The 22,836-nt window shown below is 72.1% G+C and carries 18 protein-coding genes; 8 read left to right on the top strand and 10 right to left on the bottom strand.

Going from position 1 to position 22,836, the window contains the following annotated elements:
* The first annotated feature begins 76 nt into the window (after positions 1-76).
* Both F9C41_RS15080 and F9C41_RS15075 read left to right on the top strand, forming a co-directional pair.
* Positions 77-1,207 carry an acetoin utilization protein AcuC gene (locus F9C41_RS15080; RefSeq protein ID WP_155387533.1) on the top strand — a complete coding sequence of 377 codons (1,131 nt, stop codon included), beginning with the start codon at positions 77-79 and terminating at the stop codon, positions 1,205-1,207.
* Positions 1,208-1,210: 3 nt separating this feature from the next.
* Positions 1,211-3,784: a GNAT family N-acetyltransferase gene (locus tag F9C41_RS15075; protein ID WP_230689613.1), complete on the top strand. Its 2,574-nt coding sequence runs from the start codon at positions 1,211-1,213 to the stop codon at positions 3,782-3,784.
* 80 nt (positions 3,785-3,864) lie between these two features.
* Here the strand turns inward: F9C41_RS15075 and F9C41_RS15070 are convergent, their stop codons facing one another.
* The 3 genes from F9C41_RS15070 to sigB all read right to left on the bottom strand — a co-directional run bounded on the left by F9C41_RS15070 (position 3,865) and on the right by sigB (position 6,908).
* Positions 3,865-5,295: a hypothetical protein gene (locus F9C41_RS15070; RefSeq protein WP_155387386.1), complete on the bottom strand. Its 1,431-nt coding sequence runs from the start codon at positions 5,293-5,295 to the stop codon at positions 3,865-3,867.
* Between the two features lies 1 nt (position 5,296).
* Positions 5,297-5,797 carry a SigE family RNA polymerase sigma factor gene (locus tag F9C41_RS15065; RefSeq protein ID WP_155387385.1) on the bottom strand — a complete coding sequence of 167 codons (501 nt, stop codon included), beginning with the start codon at positions 5,795-5,797 and terminating at the stop codon, positions 5,297-5,299.
* A 130-nt stretch (positions 5,798-5,927) separates the two neighbouring features.
* On the bottom strand, positions 5,928-6,908 hold the full coding sequence (sigB, locus tag F9C41_RS15060; protein ID WP_230689612.1) for an RNA polymerase sigma factor SigB: 981 nt from the start codon (positions 6,906-6,908) through the stop codon (positions 5,928-5,930).
* Positions 6,909-7,021: 113 nt separating this feature from the next.
* On the opposite strand from sigB, the gene F9C41_RS15055 reads away from it, so the two are divergent.
* A complete protein-coding gene (locus F9C41_RS15055; RefSeq protein WP_155387384.1) occupies positions 7,022-7,807 on the top strand; it encodes a sporulation protein in 786 nt (261 codons plus the stop codon).
* A gap of 106 nt (positions 7,808-7,913) precedes the next feature.
* On the opposite strand, the gene dtd is transcribed toward F9C41_RS15055, so the two are convergent.
* Positions 7,914-8,336: a D-aminoacyl-tRNA deacylase gene (gene dtd, locus F9C41_RS15050; protein WP_155387383.1), complete on the bottom strand. Its 423-nt coding sequence runs from the start codon at positions 8,334-8,336 to the stop codon at positions 7,914-7,916.
* Positions 8,337-8,420: 84 nt separating this feature from the next.
* Entirely contained in the window at positions 8,421-9,884 is a 1,464-nt protein-coding gene (locus F9C41_RS15045) for a DUF7782 domain-containing protein (RefSeq protein WP_230689611.1), read from the bottom strand.
* Between the two features lie 28 nt (positions 9,885-9,912).
* Between F9C41_RS15045 and F9C41_RS15040 the strand changes: the two genes are divergently transcribed.
* A complete protein-coding gene (locus F9C41_RS15040; RefSeq protein WP_155387381.1) occupies positions 9,913-10,464 on the top strand; it encodes a VanZ family protein in 552 nt (183 codons plus the stop codon).
* Between the two features lie 3 nt (positions 10,465-10,467).
* On the opposite strand, the gene F9C41_RS15035 is transcribed toward F9C41_RS15040, so the two are convergent.
* Both F9C41_RS15035 and F9C41_RS15030 read right to left on the bottom strand, forming a co-directional pair.
* The gene (locus tag F9C41_RS15035) at positions 10,468-10,827 is read right to left on the bottom strand and encodes a type II toxin-antitoxin system PemK/MazF family toxin (protein WP_230689610.1); all 360 of its coding nucleotides are present in this window, start codon (positions 10,825-10,827) and stop codon (positions 10,468-10,470) included.
* Entirely contained in the window at positions 10,802-11,032 is a 231-nt protein-coding gene (locus F9C41_RS15030; RefSeq protein WP_155387380.1) for a ribbon-helix-helix domain-containing protein, read from the bottom strand. The genes F9C41_RS15035 and F9C41_RS15030 overlap by 26 nt, the downstream gene beginning before the upstream one ends.
* Before the next feature lie 166 nt (positions 11,033-11,198).
* Here F9C41_RS15030 and F9C41_RS15025 point away from each other — a divergent pair, with 166 nt between their 5' ends.
* Entirely contained in the window at positions 11,199-11,780 is a 582-nt protein-coding gene (locus F9C41_RS15025) for an HhH-GPD-type base excision DNA repair protein (protein WP_155387379.1), read from the top strand.
* Between the two features lie 247 nt (positions 11,781-12,027).
* Here the strand turns inward: F9C41_RS15025 and F9C41_RS15020 are convergent, their stop codons facing one another.
* Together F9C41_RS15020 and F9C41_RS15015 are read right to left on the bottom strand one after the other, a co-directional pair.
* Positions 12,028-13,617, bottom strand: coding sequence for an MFS transporter (locus F9C41_RS15020; RefSeq protein WP_230689609.1), 1,590 nt, complete (start codon positions 13,615-13,617; stop codon positions 12,028-12,030).
* On the bottom strand, positions 13,607-14,305 hold the full coding sequence (locus F9C41_RS15015; protein ID WP_155387378.1) for an LppX_LprAFG lipoprotein: 699 nt from the start codon (positions 14,303-14,305) through the stop codon (positions 13,607-13,609). Before F9C41_RS15015 ends, F9C41_RS15020 begins: the two co-directional genes overlap by 11 nt.
* Positions 14,306-14,626: 321 nt before the next feature.
* On the opposite strand from F9C41_RS15015, the gene F9C41_RS15010 reads away from it, so the two are divergent.
* The 3 genes from F9C41_RS15010 (at position 14,627) to F9C41_RS15000 (ending at position 22,112) form a co-directional block, all read left to right on the top strand.
* Complete coding sequence (locus tag F9C41_RS15010) at positions 14,627-16,048, top strand: aspartate aminotransferase family protein (protein WP_155387377.1); 1,422 nt, start codon at positions 14,627-14,629, stop codon at positions 16,046-16,048.
* Between the two features lie 163 nt (positions 16,049-16,211).
* Positions 16,212-21,254, top strand: a complete 5,043-nt coding sequence (locus tag F9C41_RS15005; RefSeq protein ID WP_155387376.1) for a Pls/PosA family non-ribosomal peptide synthetase — start codon at positions 16,212-16,214, stop codon at positions 21,252-21,254.
* A 123-nt stretch (positions 21,255-21,377) separates the two neighbouring features.
* Positions 21,378-22,112 (top strand): alanyl-tRNA editing protein, encoded by a 735-nt coding sequence (locus tag F9C41_RS15000; protein WP_155387375.1) that lies wholly within the window; start codon positions 21,378-21,380, stop codon positions 22,110-22,112.
* A gap of 190 nt (positions 22,113-22,302) precedes the next feature.
* Here F9C41_RS15000 and F9C41_RS14995 read toward each other — a convergent pair whose 3' ends face one another.
* Positions 22,303-22,677 (bottom strand): DUF3099 domain-containing protein, encoded by a 375-nt coding sequence (locus F9C41_RS14995; protein WP_155387374.1) that lies wholly within the window; start codon positions 22,675-22,677, stop codon positions 22,303-22,305.
* Positions 22,678-22,836 lie beyond the last annotated feature (159 nt).

Here is a 22,836-nt window from a genome sequence, read left to right as displayed (position 1 = left end):
GTGTCGCTGACAGGCGCGGCGAGGAGGCGGCGTGACGGCGACCGTGGTGTGGACCGATGCGCTGCTCGCCTACGACATGGGCGACCATCCGCTGAACCCGGTGCGGGTCGAGCTGACCATGGCGCTGGCCCGCGAGCTGGGCGTGCTCGACCGGCCGGGGGTGGAGCTGGTCGTGCCGGAGCCGGCCACCGAGGCCGAGCTGCTGCGGGTGCACCGCCGGGACTATCTGGACGCGGTGCGGGCCGCGCCGGACGACCCGTTCTTCCGCGGGTACGGCCTCAACACCCCGGACAACCCGGTCTTCGATCACATGCACGAGGCGTCGGCGCTGGTCTGCGGCGCGACGCTGGCCGCGGCCCGGGCCGTGTGGTCGGGCCGGGCGCAGCGCGCGGTGAACGTGGCGGGCGGCCTGCACCACGCCATGCCGGCCCGCGCGGCCGGGTTCTGCGTCTACGACGACCCGGCCGTCGCCATCGCCGACCTGCTCGCCCAGGGCGCGGAGCGGATCGCGTACGTCGACGTCGACGTGCACCACGGCGACGGCGTGCAGGAGATCTTCTACGACGATCCGCGCGTGCTCACGGTGAGCCTGCACGAGGGCCCGCTGACGCTGTTCCCCGGCACCGGGTACGTCGAGGAGACCGGCGGGCCGAAGGCCGAGGGCAGCGCGGTGAACGTGCCGCTGCCGCCGGGCACCGGCGATTCGGGCTGGCTGCGCGCTTTCCACGCGGTGGTGCCGTCGGTGGTGCGCGCGTTCCGGCCGCAGCTCATCGTGCTGCAGGCCGGGGCGGACACGCACCGGCTGGACCCGCTGGCGAACCTGCGGCTGACCGTGGACGGGCAGCGGGCGGCCCAGCTGGCCGTGCGCGCGCTGGCCGACGAGCTGTGCGAAGGACGGCTGGTGGCCACCGGCGGGGGCGGATACGCCCTGGTCGAGGTGGTGCCGCGGGCCTGGACCCACCTGCTGGCGATGGTCACCGGCGAGCCGCTGGACCCGGCCACCCCGCTGCCGGAGTCGTGGCGGGCGTTCGCCGCCGCGCGCGTGCCCGGCAGGGACGTCCCGACCACGCTCACCGACGGCGGAGACGTCACGTTCACCCCCTGGCAGCCCGAGTCGGACGGCGACCGGCTGGACCGCGCGATCATGGCGGCGCGGCGCGCGGTCTTCCCGCTGCACGGGCTCGACCCGCACGACCCGCGGGACTGAGCCGTGGCCGGCGCGGATGTGCTGCTGTCCGACGGCACTACGGTCCACCTGCGACAGATCACGCCGCTGGACGCCGACGCGGTGGTGGCGATGCACTCGCGCTTCTCCGAGCGCACCCGCTACCTGCGCTACTTCTCCCCGTACCCCCGGATTCCCGCCCGCGACCTGCACCGGTTCGTCAACGTCGACCACCTCGACCGGGAGGCGTTCGTGGTCGCCGCGGGCGAGCGGCTGGTCGCGGTCGGCCGGTACGAGCGGCTCGGCGCGCAGTCGCACGAGGCCGAGGTCGCATTCGTGGTCGAGGACGCCTACCAGGGCCGCGGCGTGGGCTCGGTGCTGCTGGAGCACCTGTCCGCGGCCGCCGCGCAGGTGGGCATCACCCGCTTCGTCGCCGAGGTGCTCCCAGAGAACGGCGCCATGCTGCGGGTCTTCACCGACGCCGGGTACGAGGTGACCCGGCGCTACGCCGACGGTGTGGTGACGCTGACCTTCCCGGTCGCGCCCACCGAACGCTCCCGCGCCGTGCAGGCCGACCGCGAGCAGCGCACCGAGGCCCGTTCGGTGGCCCGGCTGCTGCGCCCGCGCGCCGTGGCCGTCTACGGTGCGAGCGCGTCCGGTCACGGCGTCGGCGCGGCCGTGCTGGCCCACCTGCGTGCCTCAGGCTTCACCGGGCCGATCCACCACGTGCACCCGGACGGGCCACTGCGCTCGCTCGCCGACCTGGCTCCGTCCGTGACGGCGTCGCCCACCGACGGCGGCGACGGTGCGGGGGCGGCTGCCGCAGCCGGTCCGCCGGGATCCGGGCTGGCACATCGTGGCGAGGAGGAGGCCGGATCCGCGATCGATCTCGCGGTGGTGGCCACGCCGTCCGCGGCGCTGCCGGACGTGCTGGCCGACGCGGCCGCGGCCGGGGTGCACGGGCTGCTCGTGCTCACCGAGATGGACCCCGCGCAGCGCCGGGAGCTGGTGCGAGCTGCGCGGGTCGCCGGTATGCGGGTGATCGGCCCCGGCAGCCTCGGCATCGCCGACCACGCGGTACGGCTCAACGCCACGCTCGTGCCGCGGCTGCCCGGACCGGGACGGGTGAGCCTGTTCTGCCACTCCGGCACGCTGGGCCTGCTGCTGCTGGCCGAGGCCGAACGCCGCGGGCTGGGCATGAGCGGCTTCGTCAGCGCGGGCCGCCGCGCCGACGTGTCCGGCAACGATCTGCTGCAGTTCTGGGCCGAGGACCCGCACACCGACGTCGTCGCGATGTATCTGGAGTCGTTCGGCAACCCGCGCAAGTTCGCCCGCATCGTGCGCACCGCGGGGCGGCACAGGCCGATCGTGATGCTGGCCGGGCACACCGGCCATGGCGGCTCCGCCCTGGACGACGCCGCGATGCAGGCGCTGCGGGCGCACTCGGGCGTGATCGAGGTCGGCACCGTCGGCGAGCTGTTCGACGTGACGACGCTGCTGGCAGCCCAGCCGTTGCCGACCGGCGACCGGATCGGCGTCGTGAGCAACGCGTTCGCGCTGTCGGCGCTGGCCGCGGCCGAGATCCGGGCCGCCGGGCTGCGCGTCGGCCGGTCGGGCGCGGTCGGCCCCGCCGCCGGGCCGGACGAGTTCGCCGCCGCGGTGCACGCCGCGCTGCACAGCGACGACACCGACGCGGTGATCGTGGTGGTCGCGCCGCCGCTGCCCACCGGCCCGCTCGCCGCCGACCAGAGCGCGGAGACGGCGCTGCTGGCCCCGTACGCCGACGCGCTGGCCAAGGCGGTGCACGAGGCGGACAAGCCGGTGCTGGCCAGTTTCCTCGCCGGGCGCGGGCCGGCCGGGGTGCCGTCCTACCGCTCGATCGAGGAGGCGGTGCGGGCGCTCGCCCAGGTGACCCGCCGCGCCGCCTGGCTGCGCGAGCCGCCTGGCACGCTGCCGCCCGCGCCGCCCGGTGCCGATCCGCTCGCGCCCACGGTCGACGCCCTGCTCGACGCGTACGGCGTCACCGTCGTGCCGAGCACCCGGGCGGCCGGCGGGGACGACGTCGCGGCGGCGACGGCGGCGTACGCGGCCCCGGTGGCGCTGAAGGTCGCGGACCGGCCGAACCGGATCGACCTGGGCGCAGTGCGACTCAACCTCGGCGGGCCCGAGGAGGCCCGGCGCGCCTATGCCGATCTGGAGGGCCTGTTCGGGGTGGGCGTGGAGGTGCTGGTGCAGCCGATGGTGTCGCCCGGCGTGGCCTGCGTGGTCGAGATCGTCGACGACCCGGCGTTCGGGCCGGTGGTCGGATTCGGGCTGGCCGGGCCGGTGCCCGAGCTGGTCGGCGACCGGGCCTGGCGGGCCGCGCCGCTCACCGACACCGACGCGGCCGCGCTGGTCCGCGCGCCGAAGGCGGCCCCGCTGCTGGCCGCCGCCGACGCGTCGGCCCTGGCACAGCTGCTGGTCCGCCTCGGCCGGCTGGCCGCCGACACCGCGCGCCTGCGCCACCTGGTGCTGAACCCGGTCCTGGTGCACTCCGCGGGCGTCTCCGTCCTGCACGCGCGCGGCGAGCTGACCGAAGCCACCCCCCGCCCCGACACCGGCCCCCGCCAGCTCAGGTGAGGACACTCCCTTACCCAGCTCCTAGGCAGAAGTGCCCGGCCATGACTCGCGCCATGGCCGGGCATTCCGGGCGACAGCCATCACTCTCGATTGCCGACAGGTCCTACCGTGGCGTCGAAGCCCGGGTTCGCCGGCCACGGGGTCGCCGTCGCGGACGGGGTCGGCGACCCGGTCGCGCAGGCGGCCGGGTCGAACCGGTCGCAGCCGAACTCGTTGCGGTCCGCGTAGTCCTTCGTCGCCAGCAGCGCGCCGGTGGCGTCGTACACCCGGATGGTGAGCTGCGAGTTCAGTGGCACCGCCAGCCCGCCCACGCCCTTGACGAGCGTGGCCTCGGCCGTCTGCCCGTCGCGGACCACCTCGGCCCGCACCGCGGCGGGCGGGGCGATGATCTGCAGCCGGTCGCTCTCCACCTGGTACCACGGCAGCCGCATGGCCAGCAGGCTGTGCTCCACGTCGCCGGCGATGCCGTAACCCGAAGGATGGTCGCGGTAATAGCCCTCCCCGGTGTCGATCGTGCCGGTGCTGTACGGACCGCCGCCGTCCGCGGTGACCGCCTGCACGGTGACGACGGCGGCCCGACCGGTGCTGGTGCCCGGCATGTCGATCTCATCACTCCACAGCACCCGGTACGTCACGTCCGGCCCGGTCAGCCTGGTCATTGTGGCCAGGCTGTTGGCGATCTGCGTGGCGGCGGCGGGCATCGGGCTGCCCCGGCCACCCGCCGGCTGCGGGTCCACCGTGACCGTCCTTCCGGGCGCGGCCGCCGCGCCGCCCTCGGTCTCGTAGAGCACGGTGCCGCCGGTGAGCACCCGGAAGCGCTGCTGCCGGACCAGGTCGGCGATGCCGACGTAACCGTCGGGCGCGTCGAGGCGCGTCCAGTTCCGCTGGATCCCGGTGCCGGTGTAGCGGGTCTCCGCCGTCTCGTAGACCGCACCGACGGGCCCGAGCAGCAGGTAGGTCCGCTCGGCGTTGCCGTTGTCCATGGCGAAGCCCGTGCCCAGCGCCGGTTCCAGCACGGCGAGCATGGTGGGCGACAGCTCGTCGGCATCGTCTCCAGGCTTGCCCTGGTACGCCGCCACCAGCGGCTTGCCGTCCACACCGGCGACCACCGCGATGCGCCGCGCACCGATGTCCCCGGCGAAGAGCACCTTGATCCGGCCCGGATCGTCGGGCAGCCGCGATCCGCCGTCGCTGTTCGTGTCGTCCTCCGCCACCAGCTGCCGCAGCGACTCGATGTAGGCGTTGTCCGCGGCGAGGCTGCCGCGGGTGGGGGAGTTCAGCAGCGGCAGCAGCGCAGCCGGCGGCGGTCCGGCGACCGGCAGGTAGGGCTGCGGCCGACCGAGCAGCCAGGCGCCCGGTGCGACGACCAGCAGCATGGCGAGGGCCGCGATCGCGGCGGTGACGCGGCGGCGCTGCCGGCGGTGCCGGCTGACCACCCGGGGGTACGGGTCGGGCTGCGGTGTCACCTCTGCGGCGTGCCGGTCCAAAGTCGCCCGAAGTTCCTCGATCATGTCAGTTACCCCCGTTCGCGGTGGTGAGAGCGGCCGACGTGCCCGGCTCGATCAGCTCGCGCAGCCGGGCCAGGCCGCGCGAGGAGTGGCTCTTGACGGTGCCCACGGTCACCCCGAGGATCTGCGCGGTCTCCTGCTCCGACCGGTCCTCCCAGTAGCGCAGCACCAGCACGGCGCGCATGCGCACGGGCAGGCGGCGCAGCGCGCTCCACAGCTCGTCGCGCTCCTCGACGGCGTCGCCGGTGTGGCGCGCCCGGTCCGGCAGGGCCGCGGTGACGATCTCGCGGATCGGCCGCCGCCAGTCGTTGGCGAGCTGGTTGACCATCACCCGGCGCAGGTACGCCTCCGGGTGCTCCATGCGCCGCCATTTGGGCAGCGCGGCGGCGAGCGCGTTCTGCAGCACGTCCTCGGCGCGGTCGCGAGATCCGCACAGCAGGTACGCCGTGCGTAACAGCGCGGTGTAGCGCTGCTCCACGAACGCCTGGAAGTCGTCGTCGGGCATCGGATCGCTCTCCCCTCGTGTGTTCACCTCACCGAACACGCGAGCAGCCGGAAAGGTTGAGCGACGGGGAGGGTAACGGCGCACGGCCCCGGTCAGGCGACCGGGGCCGTGCGGTTCAGCTGGGAAGACGTCAGGCGGCGTACACCGACAGGCGCTCGGCGCGCTCGCCGCTGCGCAGCTTCAGCAGCGTGGTCTTCTCGATCTGGCGGATGCGCTCGCGGGACAGGCCGAACTCCTTGCCGACCTCGTCCAGGGTGCGCTGGCGGCCGTCGTCCAGGCCGAAGCGCAGCCGGATCACGGCCTGCTCGCGCTGCGACAGGGTGGACAGCACGATCTCGACCTCGTCGCGCAACTGACCCTGGGCCAGCGCGTCGGCGGCGTCACCGCGCGGGTCGACCGCGGCGACGAAGTCGCCCAGCGCGCTCTCGCCGTCCTCGCCGACGGCCTGGTCCAGGCTGACCGGCTCGCGGTCGTACGAGATCAGCTCGATGACCTGGTATTCCGGGATCTCCAGCGCGACCGCGATCTGCGCGATGGACGGCTCGCGACCGACCGCGCTGGCCAGGTCGCGGCGCACCCGGACCATGCGGTTGACCTGCTCCACCATGTGCACCGGGATGCGGATGGTGCGGGCCTGGTCGGCCATGGCGCGGGTGATCGCCTGGCGGATCCACCAGGTGGCGTACGTGGAGAACTTGTAGCCCTTGGTGTAGTCGAACTTCTCGACGGCGCGGATGAGTCCGAGGTTGCCCTCCTGGATCAGGTCCAGGAACGCCATGCCGCGGCCGGTGTAGCGCTTGGCGATGCTGACCACCAGGCGCAGGTTCGCCTCCAGCAGGTGGTCCTTGGCGGCGTGGCCCTCACGGATCACGGTCTCCAGGTCCCGGTCGTGCTCGATGCCGTCGCGCTCCATCACGTACTCGGCCATCAGGCCGGCCTCGATCCGGCGCGCCAGCGAGACCTCCTGCTCGGCGGTCAGCAGCTTCGTCCGGCCGATCAGGTTGAGGTACGCGCGGACGAGGTCGGTCGAGACGCCCCGCTCGTCGGTCTCGTCCAGATCGGCGGGCGCGCTGTCCAGTACGGCCACTGCGTTCATGCTCTCGTCGCTCATCGCTGTCCTCCCCGTGTCGCCTTGTGTACTGGACAGCTTGGTGTATGGCGCGTGAGACGGCGGTGAGACGATTTCGTGAATCTGCCACCATGGGGCGGACAGGGGAGGGACGTGTGGTCGTGAAGCGCCTGATGCGCATGTTCGGGGTCGGCGGACCGTCGGTGCGTACGGAGTTGAAGGTGTCGCGGGCCAAGCCCGGCGGCAAACTCAGCGGCACGGTCGAGGTCACCGGCGGGGATCACCAGGTGTCCATCGGATACATCGCGTTGGCGCTGGTCACCGACGTCGGTGTGCAGGGCGGCCTGCTCGGTGACCAGTCCACGGGAGAGATCAGCCGGCAGAAGGTGGTGGAGGGTTTCACGCTGGCCGCGCGGGAGCGTCGGATATTCGACATCACCTGTGACGTGCCGCTGGAGACCCCGCTGACCCGTGCCTTCGGGCAGCCGCTGGCCGGGATGAACGTCGGGCTGCGCACCGAGCTGGAGGTCGCGCGCGAGGTCGACCGCACCGACCTGGATCCGGTCGAGATCGATCCGACGGCCGCCCAGCAGCACATCCTCGACGCACTGGTGAAGCTCGGCTTCCAGTTCGTGAAGGCCGACGTCGAACGGGGCCGCCTGCGCGGGCTGCCGCAGACGCTGCCGTTCTACCAGGAGATCGAGTTCCTGCCCGGCACGGCGTACGCCGCCCAGCTGCGCAACCTCGAGGTCACCTTCGTCGCCACCGACCGCAAGCTCCACGTCGTGATGGAACTGGACAGAAAAGTCGGCCCGCTGGCCGACCGCGACATCTTCGGCCGATTCACGGTCGACCCCGCCACCATCGCCGACACCGACTGGCGCGGCCTCCTCACCGACTGGCTAGCCCAATCCACCGCCCGCAAAGGCCCCCTGTTCTGACCGCACTTCGCCGGGTTGATCATGAACTTATGGCACGGCTCGACGGCGTGTCGCCGCCATAAGTTCATGATCAACTAGCCCTGGCCGGTGGCCGGGCGGGGTGGGGTCAGAGGTCGAGGATCAGGGTGTTGGGGCCGACGTTCACGGATTCGACCAGCATGTGGGTGCGGAAGCGTCCCGTTTCGACGGTGGCGCCGCGGGCGCGCAGGGCCGCGACGAAGGCGGTGACCATCGGCTCGGCGACCTCGGCGGGGGCGGCGGCCTGCCAGGTGGGGCGGCGGCCCTTGCGGGCGTCGCCGTAGAGGGTGAACTGGCTGACCACCAGCAGTGGCGCGCCGACGTCGGAGGCGCTGCGTTCGCCGTCGAGCAGGCGCACCTCGTACACCTTGCGGGCCATCGTCTCGACGGTGGCCTGGGTGTCGTCGTGCGTCACCCCCAGCAGCACCAGCAGCCCGTCCTTGATCTCCCCGACCACCTCGCCGTCGACCGTCACACTCGCCCGGCTGACCGTCTGCACTACCGCGCGCACCGGCGCACCCCTCTCCCTGCGTCGATCATGAAGTTAGGTCGGCGACACACCGTCGAACCTTGCCATAAGTTCATGATCAACCGGTCAGGAGGTGGGGAGGAGGAGGCCGCGTTCGACGAGGTGGTCGATGACGGGGAGGAGGGCTTCGGAGAGGGCGTCGAGGGGGGCTTCGTGGGCGGTGGCGAGGAGGGCGATCTGGTCGCGGAGGGGGAGGTCGCCGTTGGAGCCGCTGACCAGGGCGAGGATGAGGGGGTCGATCTCCTCGACCCAGCGCAGGCCTTCGGGCATGGCCAGGAGCTGGCGGTCGACCATCCAGCCGTCGTCGCCCATGGTGGCCTCCTGGCGCAGCTGGAGGCCGTCGACGCGGCGGTAGCGGGCGGCCAGCAGCTGCTCGCGGTCGTGGGCGTCGAGCCAGTCGCGGCGGGTGAACCATTCCGCGACGCGGTCGCCGAGCGGGGCCTGCACCTGCTGGCGCAGGTCCTCGCAGACCACCGACGGGTCGGCCTTGCCGTTGTTGCGTGCCGTGACCAGGCCGAAGCCGATCGCCTCGACGCCGTGCGCGGCGAACCAGTCCAGCCACTGCGCCGCCCGCTGCGCGTCGTGCTTCTCGCTCGCGTCGGCCAGCCACAGGCGTACGTAGTCCAGCGGGTCGCTGACCTCACGCTGGATCGCCCACAGGTCCATGCCGGTGCCCGCGAACCAGCCCGCGACACGGTCCTCCCAGTCCTCGCCCTTCACATGCACCCAGTTCGCCAGGAACTGCAGCGTGCCGCCCTCGGCCAGCAACGTCGGCGCGGCCCCGGCGAGCTCGGCGCAGACGCCGTCGCCGGCGCGGCCGGAGTCGCGGTAGACGTGCGTGGCCAGGCCGGGCCCGACCACGAACGGCGGGTTGCTGACCACGAGGTCGAACCGGCGGTCCGCGACCGGCGCCAGCATGTCGCCCTGCAGCAGCTCCCAGCTCAGGCCGTTGAGCGCGGCCGTCGTCGCGGCGAAGCGCAGCGCACGCGGCGACAGGTCGGTGGCGGTGACCGCGCGCGCGTGCGTGCTCAGGTGCAGCGCCTGCACACCGCAGCCGGTGCCCAGGTCGAGCGCGGTGCCGACGGGCGTGCGCACCGTCGCGCCGGCCAGCGTCGTGGACGCGCCGCCGACCCCGAGCACATGGTCGGCGGGCAGCTGGCGGCCAGGCTGGGCGGGCAGATCGGACAGGACCCACCAGTCGCCGTACGGCTCCAGATCGACGCCCGCCGCGAGCCCGCCGTCGCCCTGCACCAGGAGCCCGGCCGCGCGGGCCGCGGCGACCGGCAGCGGGGCCAGCGCGGCGGCCACCGCCGCCTCCGGCTCGGTCTGCCCGCAGATGAACAGCCTGATCAGGGTGTCCAGCGGAGCACCCGAATCGGTGATCCGCAGCGCGGCGCGAAAGTCGCTGCGGCCCGCGTCGGCGGCCGCCTGCGGCCCCAGCCGCGCCGCGATGCCCGAGGCGGTGAACCCGGCCCGGGTCAGCGCGTCCCGCAGATGATCGATGTCAGCGGTCTCCAGCAGCGTCTGCACCACAACATCGTGCACTACCCTCCGGCGCATGGCGCAGGTATGGGAGCTCTGGCACACCGTATGGATCACCACAGCGGCTTTGGTGCCCCTGGCCCTGCTGGTCGTCGCCGGGATGGTCCGGCGCCGGTCCCGGGCGGGCGTGTCGCGGGCCCGCGCGTGGCGGTGGTCGCTGGCCGAGGGCGTGATGGTGCTGGGCACGCTGCCCTGGTTGTGGATGACCCTGACCCCGCAGCAGGTGCCGCCCGGCACGACCATGGTGTACCTGGTGCCGCTGAGTGACCTGGGCTCCTATTTCACCCGGCCGCTGCCGTGGGTGATCGCGCAGGTGGGCGGCAACCTGCTGGTGTTCTTCGCGCTGGGGGTGGGGGCACCGGTGCGGTTCGCCGCCCTCGCCTCGCCTGCCCGGCTGCTGCTGCTCGGGGCGGCGTGCTCGCTGGCGATCGAGGTGACCCAGCTGCTGTTCGTCACGAACCGCGTGTTCAGCGTGGACGACGTCCTGGTCAACGCGATCGGCTGCCTGCTCGGCGGCCTGGCCACCCACCCCTGGTGGTCACGCACCGCGGTTCCCCGCCCGGCATGACCCCTAAAGATCTAGGTGTACGCGTAACGCGGCGTCCAGTCTGCGGAGCGTGTCGGGACGCAGGCTGCCCAGCCGTTTGCGCAGGCGCGCACAGTCGACAGACCTGACCTGTTCCGCCTGTGCCTTCGAATCGCGGGCCAGCCCGCCTTCACCCGCTGAGATCAAGGCCTGGAACGGATAGATCCGTTCGACGTTGGAGGTCACCGGGACGAGCGTGACGACCCCGCGGCCGTTTCGTTCGGCGGTGCGGTTGGCCACGGTGTTGCCCACGAGAACCGCCGGTCGGACCTTGTCGGACTCAGCTCCCTGGGCCGGGTCGAGGTCGACCAGATAAACGTCACCGCGCTGCATCAGCCAGCCCATCGGCGGCGGTGGCGCTCCAGAGCTCGCCATCTTCGCTGGCGTCCCACTCGTCGAAGGCCGCCGCGTAGGCGTCTTCGAGTTCACTCGCGCGCAGCAGGTCGATGGCGCGATGAAGAACCGCGGACCGAGAAGCACTGCCACGCCGGCCGGCGTAGTCATCGATGAAGTCGATGTCTTCCTCCGGCAGGCTGACGCTCAGTTTCATGGATGAAATGCTACCCGAAGGACTATTCCTATGCTACTCGTAGTACTACCCGGGGTGCGACAGCGGTGGATACGCCGCTGACGAGACGCTGCGACACGACCCGATCGCACACGCGGTTCTCGTGGGTGGTCCCTGGACAAGACAGTCCTTCTGAGATCCTGTGACCATGGCGAAGTTGTGGTTGGCGCAGGACGCTGCGGCGGATGAACTCCTTCTTGATGACCCACTTGCTCGGGTGGTCGGCATGCTATTGGACCAGCAGATCCCGCTGGAGAAGGCGTTCGTGGGGCCGTACCGGCTTGCCGAGCGGATGGGCGTGCAGCGGCTCGACGCGACACAGATCGCCGACTACGACCCGGCCGCGTTCGCCGAGTTGTTCGCGATGCCGCTCGCGATCCACCGCTTCCCCGGTTCGATGGCCGAGCGCACGCAGAAGCTCGCCCGCGCCATCGTCGACGACTACGACGGCGACGCCGCCACGATCTGGACCGGGGCGAAGGACGGCAAGGACCTGTTCAAGCGCCTGTCGGCGCTGCCCGGCTTCGGCAAGATGAAGGCGCAGATCTTCATCGCGCTGCTGGGCAAGCAGTTCGACGTGCAGCCCGAGGGGTGGCGCGAGGCCGCCGGGGTGTACGGCGAGGACGGCTCGCTGCGCTCGGTCGCCGACATCCGCGACGCCGCGTCGCTGGCCAAGGTCCGCGAGTTCAAGAAGCAGATGAAGGCCGACGCCAAGGCCGCCAAGCCCTGACCCGGGCACCCACTGAGCCGCGCCGCGCCTGCCGTCGGATGCGCGAGATCGCTGTTCGGTGTCGAAACTTACGGTCAGACCTCGGTTTCTGACACCAAACGGCGATCTCCGCCGCGACGCGGGCCCACGGGAGTTAGGAAGGGCACCTTCTTAACGCTAAGCGTTAAGAAGGTGCCCTTCCTTCGCATGCAGCGCGGGGAGCGCGGAGCGGGGCGTGCGGCGTGCGGGGGGACGGTGAGCGTGGGGGTCACGCTTTGTTGAGGGCTGGCTCGGCTGGGGCGGGGGCGGGGTCGGTGGGGGGTGTGGCCGGGTCGCGGCGGGTGCGCATGCCGAGGGCGGCGAGGGCGCCGAGCAGGCAGATCGCGGCGGTGCCGAGGAAGATCTCGCGGTACTCGGCGCGCAGCGCGCCATCGAGGGCGGTCTGGTAGGCCGCCAGCGCGCGCCGGAACTCGTCCTCGGTCATGCCGAACGGCAGCGGCGTGGGCAGGTCCTTGGTGAACTCCTGGAAGCGGTGCAGGCCCCAGGCGGTCAGCGCGGCGACGCCGAGCAGCATGCCCATCATCCGGGCGACCACCACCGCGGCGGAGGCGACGCCGTGCTGGACGGCCGGCACGATGCGCAGCACGAGTGCCGACAGCGGGGCGATGACCAGGCCGAGCCCGAGTCCGGCCAGCACCAGGTCGGTGTCGAGCCGGGGCAGGCTGACCGGGCCGAGTTCGTGCCGGGCGGCGACCAGGTCGGCGGGCCAGCCGGCGATCAGCAGGTACGCCCCGGCGGAGCCGGCCAGGCCGACGACGGTGAGCAGGCGTTCGCTGAGGCGGCGCAGCAGCAGCCCGCCGAGCACCGCGCCGACCGGCAGCGCGACCAGGAACCGGGTCAGCAGCAGCGTGCTGTCCAGGCTGTCCAGCCGGAGCAGGGTGTGCCCGACCAGCTCCACGTTCACCAGGGTGACCATGAGCGCGGCCCCCGCGCAGGCGCTGGCGGCCAGGGTGGCCAGCAGCGGTCCCATGGCGACGCCGGCCGGGTCGAGCAGGCGGGTGCGCGCGCGCCACTCCCAGCCGACGAACGCGACCAAGGCGACGGCGGCCGCGCCGAGCACCGCGGGTCCCCAGCTCGGCAGCACGGCGTGCGCCGGGTCGGGGTTGTACAGGCCGATGACGCACAGGCCGAGGACGAGGGCGAGCAGCAGCCCGCCGACGACGTCGACGCGGCGCGGGGGAGCGGTGGGGTCGGGGCGGTGCGGCGGCACCAGCAGCCAGACCGCGACGCCGATGAGCACGGCCAGCGGGATGTTGATCCAGAAGATGCCGCGCCAGCCGATCCAGAGCGCCACACCCGCGCCGAACAGCGGGCCGAGCACCGCGCCCAGCTCCTGTGCCGCGCCGACCCAGCCGAGGGCGGCGGGCCGGGTGGCGGGCGGGAACAGGTCGGCGATCAGCGCCATGGTCACCGGCAGCAGCGCGCCGCCGGCCATGCCCTGTAGCGCCCGCCCGGCGACCAGCGGGACCAGGTCGGTCGCGGTGGCGGTGACCACGGAGCCGACCGCGAACGCGGCCAGGCAGGCGAGGATCAGGACCCGGCGGCCGTACCGGTCGGACAGGCTGCCCAGCAGCGGCATCGCCGCGACGTAGCCGAGCAGGTAGCCGGTGACCAGCGGGGTGGCCCGTTCCAGGTGGTTGATCGGGATGCCGAGGTCGTTGACGATGTCGATCAGCACCGAGACCAGCACGTACGCGTCGAGCGCGCCGAGCAGCACCGCGAGGCCGCCCATGCCGACGGCGAGGCGGTGCTTGCCGAGGGCCGCCCCGCCGCCCGTGGCGTCGTGATCAGGGCGCACTGATCGTCACCGGGTCGTTGTACTTGGTGAAGGTCACGGTGACCGTGCCGGCCGGGTCGCTGCCCTTGGCGGGGATGTTGAACTCGCCCTTGACCAGCTGCTTGCTGGTGGCGTCGAGCCAGACGTGCCCGGTGACGCCGGTGCCGACGCCGGGGATCAGCGCGGCCAGCGCGACCGGGTCCGGCTCGACCTGGATTTTGTACGTCTCCTTGCCGTCCACCGTCTCCTTGGCCTGGGTGGTGGCCGTCTTGACGCTGCTGAGCAGCTTCGCGACGCCGCGGTTCGGGTCGAGGATGGCCGAGGGGTCGTACACGGTGGCCGCGGCGGCGAGCGGCAACTTCTGGAAGCCGCCGGTGGCGGCCTTCAGCCAGAGGTCGGAGCCGACGATGACGAACTGCGCCTCGATCGCCTGGCCGAACTGCTCGATGGAGGCGGTGCCCTGTGCGGAGCCCGCCTGGGTGAGGTCGCCCTCGGCGCGCTTGAGGCTGAGACCGCTGATCTTGCCGTTGACGTCGATGACGAAGTGCGCGGACTTGACCTCGGCCATCGCCTTGGCCCCGTCGACCAGCAGGGTCTGCGCGGCGGGCAGGTCGGCGGGCGGCGTCTTGTCGTCCGCTGTGGAGGTGCACCCGGTGAGGGTGAGGGCCGTTGCGGCGAGCGCGGCGAGCGCGTACGAGGTGCGGGACATACGCGCATGTTAGTGGGGTCCGCCACGCCGGGCCCGACACGCCGCTTGCAGGCCTGTTGACCTGCCTATTCGTATACCAGTTTCGCGCAGCCTCGCGCAGGCGTCCGGACCGGATTCCGTCGTTCGGTCCATAGCAGACCGGACGAACCTTCTGAAATCCGGAGCAAGCGATCAGCCGATCGGTAGCATCACGGAGGGTGAGCTAACGATTTCATTTGGTAATCGTTATGGCACCGCGCTCCTCCATCCAGGCGGAGTGTGTGGGCCGCTCGTCCAGGTGGATGCCTCCCGGCGCCACCGTGTCCCGCCTGAGGAGAACCAATGACGATGCTCAGCGAGCCTGACGCATTGACCGGGCCGTCCGTCCACTGCGACCTGCCCGGACCACGTTCGGCCGAGCTGCTGGAGCGCCAGCAGCGCCGCGAGTCCAACGCGCGTACCTATCCCCGCAACATCCCGATCGCCATCGCCGAGGGTTCCGGCAGCTTCGTGCGCGATGTCGACGGCAATGTGTTCATCGACTTCCTGACCGGCGCGGGCGTGCTGTCACTCGGCCACAACCACCCCGAGCTGGTGCGGGTGGTCACGTCCCAGCTGGGCCGGCTGACCCACGCGCTGGACTTCCCGACCCCCGCCAAGGACGAGTTCATCGAGGCCCAGCTGTCAATGTTGGCCCCTGGCCTGCGTGAACGCATGCGCGTGCACTTCTGCGGCCCGACCGGAGCCAACGCCATCGAGGCCGCGATCAAGCTGTGCAAGACCGCCACCGGCCGCGGCGACATCGTCTCGTTCCAGGGCGGCTACCACGGCGGCAGCTCCGCCGCGATGGCCATGTCCGGGCTGGTCTCGCAGAAGCGCCCGATCGCCAACGGCATGCCGGGCGTGCACTTCTTCCCGTACTCGTACTGCGGCCGCTGCCCGCTGGGTCTGCGACCGGACAGCTGCGAGACCAACTGCGCCGGGCTGCTGGAGAAGTCGCTGCTCGACCCGAACGGCGGCGTCGCGCGTCCCGCCGCGGTCATCCTGGAGCTGGTGCAGGGCGAGGGCGGGGTCATCCCGGCCACGCGTGACTTCGTCCGGCGGGTGCGGGCGCTGACCCGGTCGCTGGACATCCCGCTGATCGTCGACGAGGTGCAGACCGGGTGCGGCCGCACCGGCACCTGGTTCGCGTTCGAGCAGTACGACATCGAGCCCGACGTGATCGTCGCGTCGAAGGCGCTGTCCGGCATCGGCACGCCCGTCGCGCTGATCATGTACGACGAGCGGCTGGACGTCTGGCAGCCCGGCGCGCACACCGGCACCTTCCGGGGCAACCAGCTCGCCTTCGCCGCGGGGGCGGAGGCGGTCCGGATCCTGCACCGCGACCAGATCCTGGCCAACGTGCGCGAGCGCGGGGCGCAGGTGGCCGACCGCTTCGCCGAACTGCAAGGCCACCCGGTGGTGCGCGAGGTGCGCGGCCGAGGCCTGATGTGGGGCGTGGAGCTGGCCGACCCCGGCGACGGGCGCTCGGCCGGGCAGCTGGCCCGTCAGGTGCAGGCCCGTGCCCTGCGCCGCGGTCTGATCGTCGAACTCGGCGGGCGCGACGACTGCGTCATCCGGATCCTGCCGCCGCTGAACGTGACCGCCGAGGTCGTCGACATCGCCTGCGGCATCGTCATCGACGCCATCGAGGAGTCGTGCCGCCCGGGCGCCGAGGCGGACGAGCCGGCGAGCGCACGCGCGGGAGCGGACGGCATGGGCTGAGCACCGGCGCGCCGAGAGGCGCCCCGACCGAATGCGGCTGACCGGCGCGCCGCCTGCCACGGCGCGCCGGATCAGCAGCCGCCTTCACCGAACGCGGTCCTCCCGCCCCTGGCGGGCCACCCGTTCACTCAGCCGTCCATGTCGTCCGCGGAGGGAGAAGCCCATGAGCACACGCGTCCTCGATGTCAATGATCTTCCCGAGTTCCCTGACGTCGAACCCGGTCGCAACGGCGGTCTGGTGCTGACCTGCCCTGGCTACGCGCACGAGCCGCGCTGGCAGCCGGGGGAGCGGTTGCCGCAGCTGTTCGAGCAGCAGTGCGACCGGTTGCGCCGGTACGGCCGGGGCGAGCAGCTCGCCGTGGACACCGGGGAGGAAGCGCTCACCTACGACCAGGTCGACGCGCGCGCCAACCAGCTCGCCCGGCACCTGATCAGCCGCGGGGCCCGGCCCGGCGATCGCATCGCGCTGCTGTTCGACCAGCCCGTGCAGTCGTACGTCGGCATGCTCGCCATCGGGAAGATCCACGCCGCGTACGTGCCGCTGGACACCGGCTTCCCCGCCGACCGGCTGGCCTACATCGTCGGCGACTCCGGGGCGCGGCTGGTGCTGTCGATGTCGCACCTGCGCGCGCACCTGGCCGAGATCACCGAGGCCGAGGTGCTCTGCCTCGACGAGATCACCGCGGAGCTGGCGGCCGCCGCCGAGGACCGGCTGGCCGTCGAGGAACGCGGCGAGCCCGTCGACGAGCTGGCGTACATCATCTACACCTCCGGGTCCACCGGCCGGCCCAAGGGCGTCGCCGTCGAGCACGCCGCCATCGTGAACTTCGTCCGGGTCGCCGCCGAGCTCTACGGGGTGCGCCCGGAGGACCGGATGTACCAGGGCATGACCATCGCCTTCGACTTCTCGGTCGAGGAGATCTGGGTGTCCTGGATGGTCGGCGCGACCCTGGTGCCCAAACCCGGCGGGGCCGGCCTGCTCGGCCGGGACCTGTGGGAGTTCCTCACCGCGCGTGAGGTCACCGCGATGTGCTGCGTGCCGACGCTGCTGGCCACACTCGACGAGGACCTGCCCGAGCTGCGCTTCCTGCTGGTCTCCGGCGAGGCCTGCCCGCAGGACCTGGTCACCCGCTGGCACCGCCCGAACCGCCGCTTCCTCAACGTGTACGGGCCCACCGAGGCGACCGTCACCGCGACCTGGACGCCGGTGCACCCGGACAAGCCGATCACGCTGGGCCTGCCGCTGCCGACGTACGCCACGGTCATCCTCGACCCCGACTCCCCCCGCGCCCTGCCCCCGGGCGAGCTGGGTGAGATCGGCATCGCGGGCGTCGGCCTGGCCGTCGGCTACGTCAACCGCGACGACCAGACCGAACGCGCCTTCATCCCCGACTTCCTGAACATCGCCAACAACCCGTCCGGGCGTATCTACCGCACCGGTGACCTGGGCCGGGTCAACGAAGCCGGCGAGATCGAATACCTCGGTCGCATCGACACCCAGGTGAAGATCCGCGGCTACCGCATCGAGCTGACCGAGATCGAGTCGGTGCTGCTGCAGGTGCCCGGCATCGCCCAGGCCGTCGTCGACACGCACAGCCCCGAACCGGGCGTGACCGAGCTGGTCGGCTACTACAGCCTGCGCAACGACACCGTCGCGCTGGACCGCCAGCAGATCTACGCGTGGCTGCGCGAACGGCTGCCGGGATACATGATCCCGTCGTACCTGGAGCAGCTCGACGCGATCCCGATGCTGCCCAGCGACAAGGCCGACCGCAAGAGCCTGCCGCCGCCGAGCAACCGCCGGCTGGCCGCCCCGCCCACCGAGGCCGAAGCCGCCACCCCGGTCGAGCAGGGGTACGCCGAGGTGCTGGCCGAGATCGTCCGGGTGGACCGGGTCGGCGTGGAGAGCCACTTCTTCGAGGAGGTGGGCGCGGACTCGCTGCTCATGGCACGGTTCTGCGCCCGGGTGCGGCAGCGCGCCGACCTGCCCTCGGTGTCCATGCGCGACGTGTACGTGTACCCGACGGTACGGGCGCTGGCCGCCGCGGTCGCCCCGGTCGCCGAGGAGGTGCGCCCGCGCACCGCGCCCGTCCCGGGCCGGGTGGCCCGCCGGGCGAGCTCGCTGCAGTACTGGGCGTGCGGAGCCGCGCAGCTGCTGATGGGGCTGGGCTCCGCGGTGATGGGCGGCTTCCTGCTCATCTTCGCGTTCCGCTTCATGGCCGCCGCCAACGGCTACCTCGACCTGTACCTGCGCTCGGCGGCGTTCAGCATCACCGGCTTCCTGATCCTGACCATCTACCCGATCGCGATGAAATGGCTGCTCATCGGGCGGTGGAAGGAGCAGGAGATACCCCTGTGGGGGCTGAAATACCTGCGCTTCTGGTACGTGCGCATGTGCATGGGCGCCAGCCGCCTGCTGATGTTCTACGGCACCCCGCTGTACCCGTGGTACCTGCGCCTGCTCGGTGCGAGGATCGGCCGCAACGTGGTGATCCTGTCGCCGGTCATGCCGATCTGCACCGACCTGCTGACGATCGGCGACAACACCGTCATCCGCAAGGACTGCTACTTCATGGGCTACCGCGCCCAGTCCGGCTACATCCAGACCGGCCGGATCACCATCGGCAGCGACGTGATCGTCGGCGAGCACACCGCGCTGGACATCAACTCCACCATCGGCGACGGCGCGCGGCTCGGGCACTCCTCGACCTTGCCCCCCGGCTACGTGGTGCCGGCCGGGGAGAGCTGGCAGGGCATGCCCGCCCAGCCCGGCCACCCCGGACTGCCGGCGGTCCCCGCCCGCAGCTGCGGCTGGCTGCGCAAGACGGTCTACTCCGGCGTCAAGATCGCCAACCAGGTGCTCACCCGCGGCCCGCTGGTGTTCGGCGCGCTGGTCGCGCTGGTCACCCAGGTGCCGATGCTGCGCGGCCTGGTCGACCGCAAGCCGTTCACCATCAGCAGCATGATCTACCTGGACCTGGTGCTGGCCTCGGCGGTGCTCTTCGTGATCGCGCTGCTGACCGGCCTGGCCTCCATCGTGGTCATCCCGCGCCTGCTCAACCTGCTCTGGAAGCCGGACACGGTCTACCCGCTCTACAGCTTCCGGTACTGGCTCGCCTCGACGATCTCCGGCATGACCAACTCCGCGCTGTTCATGCGCCTGTTCGGCGACAGCTCGTACGTCGTGAACTACCTGCGCTGGATCGGCGTCGACCTGCAGCAGGTCGTGCAGACCGGGTCCAACTTCGGCATCGAGTTCCGGTTCGACTCGCCGTTCCTGTGCACCATCGGCACCGGCACCATGGTGTCCGACGGCCTGTCCATGGTGAACGCCGACTACTCGCCCACCTCGTTCAAGATGTCGCGGGTCGCCATCGGCGCACGCTCCTTCGTCGGCAACGACGTCACCTTCCCGGCCGACCACGCCGTCGGCCAGAACGTGCTCTACGCGACCAAGGCGACGGTGCCCACCGACGGCCCGATCCGCTACGACAGCGGCCTGCTCGGCTCGCCGTCGTTCCCGATCGCCCGGGTCGTGGCCCGGGAGGCCGGCTGCGAGGCGCCCACCGGTGACGCGCTGCGCCGCGCGCTGACCATGAAGAACCGGTACAACCTGCGCTCGATGGCCTGGTTCCTGTTCGTGAGCTGGCTGTCGGCGGCCGTCGGCCTGGTGGTGCTCGCCGCCGCGCTGGACAACTACTCCGAGTGGAGCGTGCTGGTCATCCCGGCCGCGATGGTGGTCATGCTGGTGTTCCAGCTGTGCTACAGCGTGCTGGTGGAGCGGCTGGTCGGCGGATTCCGGCGGCTGCGCCCACGACGCTGCTCCATCTACGACCCGTACTACTGGTGGCACGAGCGGCTGTGGAAGCTGGAGGCGCCGGTCCCGTTCGCGGGCACCCCGTTCCGGCCGATCATGTGGCGGCTGCTGGGCGTCAAGATGGGCAAGCGGGTGTACGACGACGGCGCCTACATGTCCGAACGGACCATGATGACCATCGGCGACGACGCCTGCCTCAACTCCGGCGTGGTGATCCAGTGCCACTCCCAGGAGGACGGCATGTTCCGGTCCGAGCCGACCGTCATCGGCTCCGGCGCCACTCTCGGCGTCAAGGCGTTCGTGCACTACGGCGTCACCGTCGGCGAGGACGCGGTGGTCGGCGCGCACTCGTTCCTGATGAAGGGCGAGCAGATCCCCGACGGCGAGGACTGGACCGGCAACCCGGCCCGGCAGGTGTGCGAGCCGCTGCCCGCGGCACCGCGCCGGACCCGGCCCACGCCCTGCGCGTCCGGTCCCCGGGCCGGTTCCCGGGCCGCGGCCCGGGCCCTGCTCACCGAGCTGCGAGCCACCCCCGCACCGCGGCGGCGGCGGCCGGCGGGCGTGGCGGTCTCGCTGTTCGCGCTGGCCGCGTGCCGGCGCCGGGAGAAGGACCTGGCGCAGTTCCTCAGCGCGGCCGAGCGCGCCGAGGCCGAGAGCATGCGCTCGAGCGAGCGCCGCAGCTCCTTCATCGTCACCCGGGCACTGGTCCGCATGATCCTGTCGATCGAGTGGCACGGCGAGGTCGCGCCGCGCAACTGGAGCCTGCACTACGGAGGATTCGGCAAGCTCACCGTCTCCGGGCCGCTGCTCGGCATCGACGTGAGCGTGTCGCAGACCGACTCGGCGATCGCGGTGGCGGTTTCGGACGCATACGACATCGGGGTGGATCTGGAACCGGCCGGCCGGGAGGGCGCGTCGCTGCCCTGGACCGTGCTGTCGGCCGCCGAGCACGCCCGCCTGATGGAGGCCGACGACCAGGGTGAGCAGCTGCTGCGGATGTGGACGCTGAAGGAGGCCTTCACCCGCTGCGCCGGTGACGACGGCGAGGTCAGCTTCGAACAGCTGGACACCGTGCTGGAACCGCTGCAGGTGGTCGGCACCGCGCCGAGCGGGCGCCAGCGCTACTGGTTCCACCAGGAGCAGTGGGGCGCCGACGCCGAGCAGCACTGGGTGACCGTCGCGGTGCGGCGGCGGCCCACGGGGCGGCGCGGGCGCAGGCCCGCCGGGCGCGGCGTCCGTCCCGCGGTCGCCAAGTCGGTGGGCCGCACGCCGCGTCCCGCCACCCGCTCCGGCGCGAGCCAGGACGTGATGATGCAGATCCTGGCCGGCGGCCGGGTCACCGCCCGCACCGTCGCATCGCCGAACAACGCCTCCGGCGGGGACGCCTAAGTCCTCACGGTCATGAGCGTCACCGGGCGCGGCGTCGGCCGGTGACGCCTGGCCCTACGGTCATGAACGTCGCCGGTCGCGTCGCCGAACGCGCGTCGGCCGGTGACGCCTAGACTCCCGGTCATGGGCGTCACACACCACGGGCGCACCGAGCGCCTGGACCTAGCCGACCCGACCCTGCGCGACTGGACCTGCACGGTGCTGGCCGCCGATGCCGAACAGGGCATCGTGCTCGACCGCTCGGCCTTCTACCCGGGCGGCGGCGGCCAGCCGCCGGACCACGGCGTGCTGCTCTGGCAGGGCGTGCAGACCCGGATCACCGGCACCCGCAAGGGTGACGACCTGTGGCTGATCCCGGCCGAGGGTGACCCGCTGACGCCCGTGGGCACGCAGGTCGCCGGCGCGGTCGAGGACACCCGGCGCACGCTGCTCATGCGCACCCACTCCGGGCTGCACGTGCTGTGCGGCGTGGTGTTCCGCGACTTCGGCGCGCTGGTCACCGGCGGCAACATGGAGCCGGGCGAGGCGCGGATGGACTTCAACCTGCCCGAGGTGCCCGCCGACTTCAAGGCGCGGCTGGAGGAGCTGGTCAACACCGAGGTCGGCGCGGACCGCCAGGTCGTCACCCGGGTGCTGGGCCGAGACGAGGCGCTGGCGCTGCCCGACATCATCCGTACCCAGTCCAACCTGATCCCGGCCGACGAGCAGGAGATCCGCATCGTCGACATCGTCGGTCTGGACGTGCAGGCCGACGGCGGCACCCACGTCGCCTCGACCTCGCAGATCGGCAAACTCCAGGTCGTCAAGGTCGAGTCCAAGGGCAAGGCCAACCGCCGCGTCCGGGTCCGCCTGAGCTGACCGCGCCCACCCGCGCGGCCCGCGCCGTGGGCGTCGCGGGCGGCCCTTGATCGTTCGACTTGCCTGGCACCTGTGCGTATCTTGAGCCCACTTTCGCCCATGTGCCCGGCAAGTCGGCGATCTTGAGGGGGCCCGACTGCGCGACGAGTCGGCCGAGGCGGCCTGGCGCGAGGCGGGGCCGGGGGTGGGGCTAGGCGGGGCGGTCGGGGGTGCCGGGGGCGTCGTCGATGGTGCCCTCGTAGACCGGGCCGGCGGGCTGGGCGGGCAGGGCGTTGGCGGGCAGCGTCTGCCGGCGGTGGCGCTTGAAGCGGTGCTCGTCCTTGGGTGGGCGGTCGTTCGCCAGGATCACGGCCAGCCAGGGCAGCAGCACCATGCCCAGGCCGCACAGCGGCAGCCACAGCCACAGCAGCGGCACCTGGAGCATGGCCAGCGCCGAGGCAAGGATCAGGCACGCCGCGCGCAGCAGCATCATCGCGATGTAGCGCCGCTCGCGCCGCCGCAGTTCCACCTCTGGGCTCTCCGCCGCATCGGTGATCAGCGCCGGCCGGTCCGCCTGCCGTTTCACGATGCCTCCTGATCGCCGGGGAACTCTTCCATCCTGCCCCCATCCGCGCGCGGTGCCGACGGCGGGCCGCGCCTGCGTCGGTCCGACCGCGGCCAAGATCGCTCGACTTGTCCGGCACATGGGCGAAAGCGGGTTCAAGATACGCACACGTGCCAGGCA

The sequence above is a fragment of the Catellatospora paridis genome, assembly GCF_009720365.1.
Lineage (GTDB): Bacteria > Actinomycetota > Actinomycetes > Mycobacteriales > Micromonosporaceae > Catellatospora > Catellatospora paridis.
This window is presented reverse-complemented; position numbering and strand designations above follow the sequence as displayed.